The following is an 11,984-nucleotide window of genomic DNA, read 5'->3' on the forward strand; positions in this document are numbered from 1 at the left end:
AATATGACAACTAAATAAAAACCATAAATATGAAAAACCTACTACTAACCATATTAGCGTTATTCTTTTGTTCTTCCTTACTAGCAAGTCAGATTGAAGTATGCAATACCTGCGAAGTAAAAACCATTAAGCAAGCCTTAAGTCTTGCCAAAGATGGCGATGAAATTCTAATAAAAGAGGGTGTTTACAAAGAACATGGAATTGCTGTAGATAAATCGGTTAAGATTATTGGTGTTGGCTTACCCACTGTAGATGGTGAACATAAAGAAACCATCTTTACAGTAAAAGCGAATAACTTTTCTATAGAAGGGCTCAGAATCATAAATGTTGGACACAGTTACACCAAAGATTTTGCTGCTATTTTGGTTTCCAAGTCCAAAAACTTTACACTTCAAAACAATGTGTTGGAAAAAGTGTTTTTTGGTTTGCTCATCGAAAAATCTCGTTATGGGATAATCAAAAACAACAAATTAATTAGTGACGCTGTGGATCAGGCGGGTTCCGGAAATGGAATTCATTTGTGGCATAGTGAAGACATGCAAATTGAAAACAATGAATTAACAGGTTTGCGAGATGGTATCTATTTTGAATTTGTAAAAAATAGCATTGTTCGTAATAATAAAAGTTATGGAAACCTACGTTATGGGCTGCATTTTATGTTCTCTAATAATAACGAATACCACGACAATGTGTTTACAAACAATGGTGCCGGAGTTGCAGTAATGTTCTCTAAGTTTGTTAAGATGACGAACAATCAATTTAATCAGAATTGGGGTTCTGCTTCCTACGGATTGCTACTCAAAGAAATCTACGATGCAGAAATTGAAAACAACACTTTTTCTAAAAACACGATCGGAATTAGTGTGGATGGTTCTACAAGAATCAACTATAAAAACAATACCTTTACTAGAAATGGATGGGCCATAAAAGTAGTGGGTGCGTGTTATGAAAACCATTTTAATCAGAATAATTTTTTACACAATGCCATTGATTTATCATACAACAGTAAAATAAATTCGAACACTTTTGATAGCAATTATTGGAGTGAATACACAGGTTACGATTTAGATAAAAACGGTGTAGGCGATGTGCCTTATAGACCCGTAAAGCTGTTTTCATATATCGCTCATAGAACTCCGGAGTCTATCGTGCTATTGAGAAGTTTATTTGTTGATATTATCAACTTTTCAGAAAAAGTGTCCCCGGTTTTTACACCAGATAATTTATTAGACAACTCACCTTTAATGCAAAAAATATAATGATACAAATTAGTCAATTACATAAAAAGTTTGGCAAATTGGTCGTTTTAGACGGCTTGGACTTAGACATTGAGGCAGGTGGAATATTTGCAGTATTAGGTCCAAATGGTTCTGGAAAAACCACTTTGATTAAAAGTATTTTAGGAATGGTAATTCCGAATAGTGGTGCTATTCAAATTGATGGAAAATCGGTTTTGAAAAAATGGGAGTATCGCAATCAGATTAATTACTTACCACAAATTGCCAACTTTCCAGCAAACCTTTCTGTAAAGGAGTTGATTGCCATGGTTAAGAACTTACGACCAAAGGAATCTAATGAAAAAGACCTAATAGAATTATTTGGATTAACACCTTTTATAGATAAAAAACTGGGGAATCTATCTGGTGGCACCAAGCAAAAAGTAAACATCGTTTTAACCTTTATGTTCGACAGTGATATCATCATTTTAGATGAGCCAACAACAGGCTTAGATCCGATTGCTTTAATTCATTTAAAGAAAATTATTCAGCAGGAAAAAGCGAAAGGAAAGACCATTTTAATTACGACTCATATCATGAGTTTTGTTGATGAAATAGCCGATGAGATTGTCTTTTTGTTAGACGGGAACATCTACTTTAAAGGTAGTATCGAAAATCTAAAAACAAAGACGGAGCAAACAGATTTAGAACATGCCATTGCGCACTTAATTTCGAAGCAATATGTTTAAAATATTAAAATATAGTTTTTACGATTTAATGCGTAGCCGTTGGAGTTACGTGTATTTTGCCTTTTATTTAGCCTTGGGATTTGTCCTGTTGTTTTTAAATAATGATGTGGATAAAGCCATTATTACATTACTTAATATCATCATCGTTTTAACACCATTAATCGGAACTATTTTCGGGGTGATGTACTATTACAATTCCAAGGAGTTTACCGAACTCCTTTTGGCACAACCTATGAAACGAAATACTATTTTCTTAGGGCAATACTTGGGAATTTCCATCTCTTTAACGCTTAGTTTAATTCTAGGCTTGGGAATTCCTTTTCTACTATATGGCATCTTTATGTCCTCTGCTATTTTCGATTTTGGATTGCTACTTGTAGTCGGTTCTTTCCTCAACTTTATTTTTGTAGCCTTGGCATACAATATAGCTTTATCTAATACCAATAAAATTAAAGGGTTTGGATATGCAATTTTAATGTGGCTATTCTTGGCAGTCATTTATGACGGGCTATTTTTAATATCATTAATGGTGTTTAACGAATATCCATTGGATAATTTTTCGTTGCTAGCAACCATGTTTAACCCGATTGATTTATCACGTATTTTAATATTATTAAAACTAGATATTTCTGCTTTGTTGGGTTATACGGGTGCTGTATTCAAAAAATTTTTCGGCACTAATTTTGGATTAATCATTTCATTATTTGTAATGAGTTTATGGGTGCTATTTCCTGTATGGCGTATTCAAAGAAAACTGCGGAAGAAAGATTTTTAATTTGAACATAAAAAAAACCGAAGATTTAGTCTTCGGTTTTTTTTATAGGTATTGTATAGAGTGTTTTACTACCCTACAATATTCACAATCTTACCAGGTACAACAATAACTTTCTTAGGTTCGCGACCTTGTAATTGCTCTTTAGTTTTTTCATGTGCTAGTACGGTTTTTTCTATATCGTCTTTGCTCATATCCAATGGTAATTCTAGCGTAAAACGCATTTTACCATTAAATGAAATAGGATAGTTCTTAGAACTCTCTACCAAATGACTTGCTTCAAAAACAGGGAATTCAGCGGTAGCAATAGAATCTTTATGACCCAGTTTACTCCAAAGTTCTTCTGCAATATGAGGTGCATATGGTGAGATTAAAACAATCAACCCTTCTAAGATTTCACGCTTATTACATTTTAAAGCCGTTAACTCATTTACAGCAATCATAAACGAACTGACAGATGTGTTGAAAGAGAAATTAGCGATATCTTCATCAACCTTTTTAATGGTCTTATGAAGTGTTTTTAATTCGTCTTTACTTGCTTTTTCATCTGAAACGAAGAACGCACCATCGGTACCACCATGGTACAATTTCCATAATTTCTTTAGGAATGAAAGCACACCAGAAATACCCGAAGTTTTCCAAGGTTTAGATTGCTCTAATGGTCCTAAAAACATTTCAAACAAACGCAAACTGTCCGCTCCGTATTCTTCACAAATAGCATCTGGACTTACTACATTGTATTTTGATTTCGACATTTTTTCAACCTCACGACTTACTTTAAATGTTCCATTTTCTTCCGTGATGAATTCGGCATTTTTATGCTCTTCTCGCCAGTTTTTAAATGCTTCAATATCTAATTCATCTGAGGTGTTTACAAATGAAACATCTGCATGTATAGGAGCTAGTATTTCTTGATGAAATTCAATTTGAATTTCTGAACTGTCTTTCTTTTTTAAACCTTCTATTAGTATTGCTTCTGCTTTTTCAAATAATCCATCAAGGTCATATGCATTTCCTGACTTTTTATTTAGAGTGCCTATTGATATAAAGAAATCGTCTTTTAATACTAAATTGACTTTTCTTCCGTCTTCAGCTTTGTATGAAACACTATAGTCTAAAGAATACCTGTAAGCAAAAGCACTAGTTCCAGTAATCATCCCTTGGTTGATCAGTTTCTTTGCAAACTCATCAACAGGAACGATGCCTTTATCGAACAAGAATTTTTGCCAAAAACGAGCATATAATAAATGTCCGGTAGCATGTTCAGAACCTCCAATATATAAATCAACATCTTGCCAATAGTCCAAGGCTTCTTTACTAGCGAACTCTTCTGAATTTTGCGAGTCCATATACCTGTTAAAATACCAAGAACTTCCTGCCCAACCTGGCATGGTGTTTAGTTCTAAGGCAAAAACAGACTTGTTATCAATTTTATCATTGCTAACAACTTTATTCGCTTTCGTATCCCAAGCCCAGTCTGTTGCATTTCCTAGAGGCGGTTTTCCATCTTCTGTAGGCAAGTATTTTTCAACTTCTGGTAAAGCAATAGGTAAATGCTTAGTATCTATCATTTGTGGCATTCCATCTTTGTAAAACACTGGGAAAGGTTCACCCCAATAACGTTGACGGCTAAATACAGCATCGCGCAATCGGTAGTTTATTTTACCATAACCAATTTTCTTTTTCTCTAGTTCATAGATAATAGTTTTCATGGCTTTCTTATATGGCAAGCCATTTAAGAAATCTGAATTTGCAATCTTCGTTCCGTTCTTATCTTCATGAGCTGCTTCAGAAATATCAACACCCTCAAAAATGTTCGGAATATCAATATCAAAGTGTTTGGCAAAGTCATAATCACGCTGATCGCCACAAGGAACTGCCATAACAGCACCTGTTCCATAACTAGCCAATACATAATCACCAATCCAAATTTGTACTTTTTCTCCTGTAAAAGGATGCTCTGCATAGGCTCCGGTAAATACGCCAGAAATGGTTTTTACATCAGCCATACGATCGCGTTCGCTACGTTTTGCTGTTGCTTCTACATAAGCAGTTACTGCTTTTTGTTGCTTTGCCGTTGTAATTTGAGACACCAACTCGTGCTCTGGTGCCAAAGTCATAAAACTCACGCCAAAAATTGTATCGGGTCTTGTTGTAAAGACATCGATTACTTTTGCTGCTTCTTTTTTGACTTTCTTTTTGGCAACTTTTTTAATTTCTGCAATCTTAGGGAATTGAATTCCGTTGTTGATTTTAGAAAGTACTTTATCTATATTTTCTAGTATTTCTTCTTCAGAAATGTAAACCACACTATAGCCTTCAGTTGCATAGAAATTTGCTCTAGCAACTTCATCCTCTTTACCAGAAAACTCTACAATTGTTTTTTTATTAAAACTCACAAAATCGGTAATAAAATCACCCAATATGTATTGCTGTCTAAATTTTACTGAACCTTTTTTCTTACGCAATACATCCCAAAGCATACTACTAGCTTTAGAGGTGTTTAATCGCAAGGCCTTAATTTCTTCAATTGTTTTAAAAGAAAGGGCTCCTTTTTCGTCAGTTGAATCGTTAGGTAACACTTTAAAAGAAACCATAGCACCTTGTGAGCGCCCAATCCAATTTGTTTGAGAATCTTTTAATGGTTGTGGCCAATCTATATGTTGTAATCCGTCTAATAAACGCTGAGAATATGCAGAAATTCGCATAGACCATTGGGTCATTTTTTTACGAACTACTGGGTGACCTCCACGCTCAGAAACACCGTTCACAATTTCGTCGTTTGCCAAAACGGTGCCTAGTGCCGGACACCAGTTTACTTCGGTATCAGATAAAAATGTCAATCGGTATTGTAATAGAATCTCTTGTTTTTTCTTTTTTGAAAACTTCTTCCAAGCAGCTGCTGTAAATGATGCAATTTCTTCATCGCAAACCGCGTTAACTTTTTTGTTTCCTTCTGCTTCAAAAATGGCTTCTAATGTAGAAATATCTTCTGCCTTGTCCGAATTTTTATTGTACCAAGAATTGAACAATTGAATGAAAATCCATTGTGTCCATTTATAATATTCTGGTGAAGACGTTCTCACCTCACGAGACCAATCAAAAGAAAAACCAATACGATCTAATTGACGACGATATGTTGCAATATTCTCCTCTGTTGTTTTTGCAGGATGCTGCCCAGTTTGAATTGCATATTGCTCCGCAGGTAAGCCAAAAGAATCGTAACCTTGAGGGTGTAAAACATTAAATCCTTTATGACGCTTGTAGCGTGCATAAATATCTGAGGCAATATAACCTAGTGGATGTCCAACATGCAGTCCTGCTCCAGATGGATAAGGGAACATATCCAGCACATAATATTTTGGTTTTTCAGAATTATTAGAGGCTTTAAATGTTTGGTTCTTTGCCCAATATTGTTGCCAGTCTTTTTCTATTCTTTTGTGATCGTAACTCATAACTCAACTTCCTGCTTTAACAGCGTTTCTTAAAGTTGGCAAAGTTACTGCTTCTGTTCGAAAGAATAAAGGATTATTTTATCCCTCTAGCAACTAATTCTTGCGGTAATAAACTGTTGTAAATAAATGCATTCACCGGAGTTTCAATCCCAAATTTTTCTCCTTGTTTTACAATATATCCGTTAAAATTTTCAAGTTCAGATGGGCGACCTTCTAAAATATCTCTTTGTGTAGAAGCGGTTGAATCGTATGGTTGATTGCTAATAAATGTCATCATCGTTTTATCAAAATCCTTCGGCAAATCAATGTTTTGAGCCATAGCAATGGCCAACATTTCTTTTATAGTACTTGCGAACATTTCTCTTGAATCTTTTAACTCATACATTTTACCAATGGAATAACCGGTATATCCGCCCAAGGCACTAACAGTATTTATAAAAATGAATTTTTTCCACAAATCGGATTTAATTGAAGTTGAAACTGTCGATTTAAAAAGTGCTTTTTCAAAAGTTTGTTTTATTTTTTGAACTCTCTCCGAATCAGTATGGTTTAATTCACCAAAAATCAATTCAGGTGGAAAGCCAAAATGATTGATAATTCCGGGTGCTTCAATCTTAGCATACAAACGACAAAACCCACCAAGCACATTTTTGCCACCAAGAATTTCCGTTAAATCATCGATATGCGCAACGCCATTCTGTAAAGGAATAATTGTGGTTTTTGTTTGAACTAAGGGCTTAATCAGTTTTGCAACGTATCTAACTTGCCAAGATTTAACTCCTAGAATTATAACATCAAAGTCAGGTTTTAATTTTTCTGGGTTGTCGGTTGCACAAACTTCATTAAGATGATAATCGCCATCAACGCTTTTTAATTGTAAGCCATGAGATTTAATGGCTTCCAAATGTTTCCCTCTTGCAATAAATGTGACTTCATGACCACATTGAGCCAATCGAATTCCAAAATAACCTCCAACGCCGCCAGTTCCATAAACCAGTATTTTCATCTGTTTGAATTTTTGAACAAGATAAGCAGATTTAAAACTTAATAAAACGCATTCCTAAATAAATTATTTTAGTTATGTTTGTAAAATATTTAAGTATGCTTAAATTTTAAATTAAGTTAACCATGTCAGTTGCTGTAGAAAACTTTGTAAAAACAATTTATCAATTGGATGTCTTACACCATGAAGACACCAAACCAGGTAATATTGCTAAGAAATTAAATATTACAAATGCCGCGGCTACCGATATGGCTCGGAAATTATCGACCAAAGATTTATTGATTTACGAAAAATATAAGCCATTAAAATTAACCGCTCTTGGAGAGAAAATGGCCCTAAATGTAATTCGAAAGCATCGCCTTTGGGAATCGTTACTGTTCAATTTATTTGACATGTCTTTACATGATATTCATAGAGAGGCTGAATTATTAGAGCACCAGACATCAGATTTACTGGCAAACAGAATTAGTGCCTATTTAGGTCATCCTAAATTCGACCCACATGGAGATCCAATTCCAAACGAAGATGGTGTTATTACAACAACAGATACTTCGGTGGTTATGTCTAAGGCTATAGAAGGTAGCACTTATGTTATCTCTAGATTGGTAAGTGATAACAAAGAATTCTTTGATTTTTGTTTGGAAAATGGGCTAATTAATGGTGCCGAAATTGAAATAAATAAACAGTTTAGCACAAGTAATATGACCCAAATTACCGTGGCTAAAAACACCCTATTACTTAACCAAGACTTTACGGATATTATTTATTTAAATGAGTTCAATTAAACCACAATTACTACTAATAGGATTTTTTCTGTTAACGGTAAGTGCATTCTCTCAATCAACTGTTAGGGGGAAAGTACGCTTTCAAGGAGATGTTTTGCCTTATGCAAACGTGTATTTAGAAGGGACCACATATGGAACAACTACTTCAGAAGAAGGAGTGTATGAATTAAAAAACATTCCGAATGGAGCTTACAAAATAACCATATCTTTTACTGGAATGGAACCAACTTCAAAAAAAATTAACCTTAAAGGAAGAGAGATTACGGTTCATTTCGAATTAAACGAAAGTTCATCTTTAGATGAGGTTGTTATTACTGGTACGTTAAAACCAGTATCTAGATCTTCTACTCCTGTACCGGTTGAAGTATACAAACCAACATTTTTTAAGAAAAACCCAACACCAAACATATTTGATGCCTTGCAAAATGTAAATGGCGTTCGGCCACAATTAAATTGTAATGTATGTAATACTGGCGATATTCATATCAATGGATTGGAAGGACCATATACACTTGTAATGATTGATGGAATGCCTATAGTTTCAGGTTTATCTACAGTTTATGGCTTGTCCGGAATTCCAAATGCCTTAATGGAACGCTTGGAAATTGTAAAAGGGCCGGCATCATCATTATATGGTAGTGAGGCCGTTGGAGGATTAATAAATATCATTACCAAAAATCCCGGGTCTGCACCTAAATTTTTTGCCGATGTAAATGTCACGTCTTGGTTAGAAACGAATATTGATGTGGGTATGAAAGCGAACATAAATAATAGTTCTGTACTAACAGGAGTTAACTATTATAATTACAGTAACCCAATAGATAACAACGACGATAATTTTACGGATGTTACTTTACAAGATAGAATATCGGTTTTCCAGAAATGGAACTTCAACAGGAAAAGTAACAAGTTATTTTCCGTAGCTGGGCGCTTTTTTTATGAAGACAGATGGGGAGGAGAAATGCAGTGGAATAAATCATATAGAGGTGGTGAAGAGGTTTATGGCGAATCTATTTATACCAAACGATGGGAAGTTTTGGGCTCTTATCAATTACCTGTTGAACCCAATATGTTATTTAATTTTTCTTATACAGATCATGATCAAAACTCTGTTTACGGAGATACGCCATATTTGGCAAAACAAAAAATAGGATTTGGACAGTTAACATATGATGTAACCAAGAACAAGCACGATTTACTATTTGGTACTGCAGTTCGCTATCAATATTATGATGATAATACGCCTGCAACTGAGACTGAAGACGAAGTTGTAATTCCTAGTTTATTTGTACAAGATGAAATTGATTTGGCAGAAAAACATACCTTATTGCTTGGTGCTAGATATGATTATGACAGTAGACATGGAAATATTTTTACCCCAAGATTGGCATACAAGTGGAGTGTAAGTGACAATAGTATTTTGCGTTTAAATGCGGGAACTGGATTTAGAGTGGTAAACTTATTTACTGAAGAACACGCTGCGTTAACTGGTTCTAGAGATGTGATAATTGCGGAAGAATTAGAACCTGAACAGTCGTATAACGTCAATTTGAATTTTTTAAGTAAAATTTATGCCAACAACGGAACTTTCATCGGGCTAGATGCCTCTGCTTGGTACACCTATTTTAACAATCTCATAATTCCAGATTACGATACCAATCCAAATCAAATCATTTACGATAATTTAGACGGGTACGCGGTTACAGCAGGTATTAGCGGTAATGTAGATATTATTTTTAGCAATGGAATTAAAGCCTTAATAGGTGCTACTTATATGAATGTATCCAATACAGAAGACGGTATTACCAAAGACCAAATATTGACAGAGAAATTCTCGGGTACTTGGGCGGTTTCTTACAAAATACAAGATTGGGATTTAAATATTGATTATACCGGAAATGTATATGGTCCGATGCGATTACCACTGTTAGGAGATTTGGATCCTAGACAAGAATATTCTCCGTATTGGAGTATTCAAAACATTCAATTTACCTATGATGGCTGGAAAGGGTTTGAATTGTACGCAGGTGTAAAAAACTTATTAAATTGGACCCCGAATAAAGGAAACCCATTTATTATAGCCAGAGCGCATGATCCATTCGATAAGGATGTGGTATTCGATAATGATGGTAATGTAGTTCCAACTCCAGAGAATCCATATGCATTAACATTTGATCCGTCTTATGTGTATGCACCAAATCAAGGAATAAGAGGGTTTATAGGCTTGCGATATAATTTGAATTAAAATGAAACAGATAAGTGTTGTTTTACTGTTCTTTTTTTCTTCATTGACTTTTGGTCAATTAAAGACCTATTCTTTTGAAGAAGTAGACGTATTGCAAAAAAGTGATCCAAAACCTGTATTTATTTTTATTCATACCGATTGGTGTAAAGTGTGTCATTTAATGAAGAATACAACACTAAAGAACAAGCGAATTATTAAAAAGTTGAACAACGATTTTTACACCATAATGTTCAATGGAGAATCTAAAGAAGATATTATTTTTCATAACCAAAAATACGTTTATAAACCATCTGGACCTACGACTGGAACCCATGAATTGGCTTATGAAATAGGAATGCTAGATGGGCAGTTGGCATTCCCAACTACTTGCATTTTAGATAAAAATTACGACATTGTATTTCAATTCAATATGTCGCTTAGTAAAAATGAATTAATGATGATATTAAATAAAACTGATTAGTTATGATGGATCAAATAATTAACTATTTTGAAAGCATTGACCCCGTATTAGCGGCCTTTTATGCTACTTTATTTACTTGGGGTTTAACAGCCGCCGGAGCCGGACTTGTTTTTCTTTTCAAAGGGATGAACCGCGCTGTTTTTGATGGAATGCTAGGATTTACCGGAGGAGTAATGGTGGCAGCCAGTTTTTGGAGTTTATTAGCGCCAGGAATTGAAATGAGTCCAGGGGAAGGTTTTGTGAAAGTAATTCCTGCTGTAGTTGGATTTGGCTTGGGGGCTTTGTTTTTATTCGGTTTGGACAAAATAATGCCGCACTTACATGTAAATTTTAAAGAAACAGAAAAGGAAGGAGTAAAAACGCAATTGCATAAAACCACATTGTTGGTGCTTGCAATTACACTTCACAATATACCTGAAGGGTTGGCTATTGGAGTATTATTTGGAGGTGTAGCTGCAGGATTTGATGGTGCTACTATTGGAGGAGCTGTTGCCTTGGCGATAGGAATTGGATTGCAAAATTTCCCGGAAGGATTTGCAGTAGCAATGCCGTTAAGAAGAGAAGGATTTAGTAGGAGAAAAAGTTGGTGGTACGGTCAAATGTCAGCTATTGTAGAGCCAATTGCAGCAGTAATAGGAGCATGGGCTGTAATGACATTTCAACCTATTTTGCCATATGCATTAGCCTTTGCAGCAGGTGCTATGATTTTTGTTGTAGTAGAAGAAGTAATACCCGAAACGCAGCGAGATAAATATACAGATATCGCCACACTTGGTTTTATAGGAGGGTTTATTGTGATGATGACCTTGGATGTTGGATTAGGGTAGAGCAATTTTTAGAAAAATAAATTCATTGGATTTTCTTTGCATCTTTTTGCTTGTCCAAAAAGATACCCAAAAAGGACACCTTTTCCTATGTATTTTTCCAATTGGAAAACCGAAACAAGCATCTTAATTTCGTTCCAGGGTTTCACGAAATCTAAACAGATTCTTATTTCTATACTACGGATAAGGGAGGAAAGAAGTATGATTTATTGAAATTATTTGTCATTGGATTTGTAGTTGAGCGTCGAAAAGTTGAAATGTCCGCCAAAAAGAAATGCTGTTTGAGTTTTATAAAACGAGTTCATTTCTTTTAGGACATAAAACTCATTTCGACCATCGAAAATCCGGGACTTGATTTTTTGATTCGTTTTGCATCAAGGCAAAATGAATGGTGTCTTCTAAAATAACTGGTTTACTTATCTAATATCAAATATTTAATTTCATTAATGGGCTTTATTGTAATGATGACCTTAG

9 protein-coding genes are annotated in these 11,984 nt (G+C 34.7%); 7 read left to right on the plus strand and 2 right to left on the minus strand.

Annotated features, from left to right (window positions below):
* The first annotated feature begins 29 nt into the window (after positions 1 to 29).
* From RM519_RS13350 to RM519_RS13360, 3 genes are read left to right on the plus strand one after another with little or no spacing between them, the layout of a single operon-like run.
* Positions 30 to 1,259 carry a nitrous oxide reductase family maturation protein NosD gene (locus RM519_RS13350; RefSeq protein WP_311594322.1) on the plus strand — a complete coding sequence of 410 codons (1,230 nt, stop codon included), beginning with the start codon at positions 30 to 32 and terminating at the stop codon, positions 1,257 to 1,259.
* The gene (locus RM519_RS13355; protein ID WP_311594323.1) at positions 1,259 to 1,966 is read left to right on the plus strand and encodes an ABC transporter ATP-binding protein; all 708 of its coding nucleotides are present in this window, start codon (positions 1,259 to 1,261) and stop codon (positions 1,964 to 1,966) included. The genes RM519_RS13350 and RM519_RS13355 overlap by 1 nt, the downstream gene beginning before the upstream one ends.
* Positions 1,959 to 2,741: an ABC transporter permease gene (locus tag RM519_RS13360; RefSeq protein ID WP_311594324.1), complete on the plus strand. Its 783-nt coding sequence runs from the start codon at positions 1,959 to 1,961 to the stop codon at positions 2,739 to 2,741. Before RM519_RS13355 ends, RM519_RS13360 begins: the two co-directional genes overlap by 8 nt.
* Positions 2,742 to 2,809: 68 nt before the next feature.
* Here the strand turns inward: RM519_RS13360 and RM519_RS13365 are convergent, their stop codons facing one another.
* Both RM519_RS13365 and RM519_RS13370 read right to left on the minus strand, forming a co-directional pair.
* Positions 2,810 to 6,193 carry a class I tRNA ligase family protein gene (locus RM519_RS13365; protein WP_311594325.1) on the minus strand — a complete coding sequence of 1,128 codons (3,384 nt, stop codon included), beginning with the start codon at positions 6,191 to 6,193 and terminating at the stop codon, positions 2,810 to 2,812.
* Positions 6,194 to 6,266: 73 nt separating this feature from the next.
* Positions 6,267 to 7,199, minus strand: a complete 933-nt coding sequence (locus tag RM519_RS13370) for a ketopantoate reductase family protein (protein ID WP_311594326.1) — start codon at positions 7,197 to 7,199, stop codon at positions 6,267 to 6,269.
* 122 nt (positions 7,200 to 7,321) lie between these two features.
* On the opposite strand from RM519_RS13370, the gene RM519_RS13375 reads away from it, so the two are divergent.
* The 4 genes from RM519_RS13375 to RM519_RS13390 are packed head-to-tail and all read left to right on the plus strand — an operon-like array spanning position 7,322 to position 11,513.
* Entirely contained in the window at positions 7,322 to 7,981 is a 660-nt protein-coding gene (locus tag RM519_RS13375) for a metal-dependent transcriptional regulator (RefSeq protein WP_311594327.1), read from the plus strand.
* Positions 7,968 to 10,226 (plus strand): TonB-dependent receptor, encoded by a 2,259-nt coding sequence (locus RM519_RS13380; RefSeq protein WP_311594328.1) that lies wholly within the window; start codon positions 7,968 to 7,970, stop codon positions 10,224 to 10,226. The genes RM519_RS13375 and RM519_RS13380 overlap by 14 nt, the downstream gene beginning before the upstream one ends.
* A 1-nt stretch (position 10,227) precedes the next feature.
* Complete coding sequence (locus RM519_RS13385; RefSeq protein ID WP_311594329.1) at positions 10,228 to 10,686, plus strand: thioredoxin family protein; 459 nt, start codon at positions 10,228 to 10,230, stop codon at positions 10,684 to 10,686.
* A 5-nt stretch (positions 10,687 to 10,691) separates the two neighbouring features.
* Entirely contained in the window at positions 10,692 to 11,513 is an 822-nt protein-coding gene (locus tag RM519_RS13390; protein WP_311594353.1) for a ZIP family metal transporter, read from the plus strand.
* Positions 11,514 to 11,984 lie beyond the last annotated feature (471 nt).

This window comes from Urechidicola vernalis, from assembly GCF_031846385.1.
GTDB classification, from domain to species: Bacteria; Bacteroidota; Bacteroidia; order Flavobacteriales; family Flavobacteriaceae; genus Urechidicola; species Urechidicola vernalis.

What these genes read in the sequence shown, in the direction of transcription:
- RM519_RS13370 (WP_311594326.1), bottom strand. Translation starts at nt 7,199, where the DNA reads ATGAAAATACTGGTTTATGGAACTGGCGGCGTTGGAGGTTATTTTGGA.
- RM519_RS13390 (WP_311594353.1), top strand. Translation starts at nt 10,692, where the DNA reads ATGGATCAAATAATTAACTATTTTGAAAGCATTGACCCCGTATTAGCG.
- RM519_RS13360 (WP_311594324.1), top strand. Translation starts at nt 1,959, where the DNA reads ATGTTTAAAATATTAAAATATAGTTTTTACGATTTAATGCGTAGCCGT.
- RM519_RS13380 (WP_311594328.1), top strand. Translation starts at nt 7,968, where the DNA reads ATGAGTTCAATTAAACCACAATTACTACTAATAGGATTTTTTCTGTTA.
- RM519_RS13385 (WP_311594329.1), top strand. Translation starts at nt 10,228, where the DNA reads ATGAAACAGATAAGTGTTGTTTTACTGTTCTTTTTTTCTTCATTGACT.
- RM519_RS13375 (WP_311594327.1), top strand. Translation starts at nt 7,322, where the DNA reads ATGTCAGTTGCTGTAGAAAACTTTGTAAAAACAATTTATCAATTGGAT.
- RM519_RS13350 (WP_311594322.1), top strand. Translation starts at nt 30, where the DNA reads ATGAAAAACCTACTACTAACCATATTAGCGTTATTCTTTTGTTCTTCC.
- RM519_RS13365 (WP_311594325.1), bottom strand. Translation starts at nt 6,193, where the DNA reads ATGAGTTACGATCACAAAAGAATAGAAAAAGACTGGCAACAATATTGG.
- RM519_RS13355 (WP_311594323.1), top strand. Translation starts at nt 1,259, where the DNA reads ATGATACAAATTAGTCAATTACATAAAAAGTTTGGCAAATTGGTCGTT.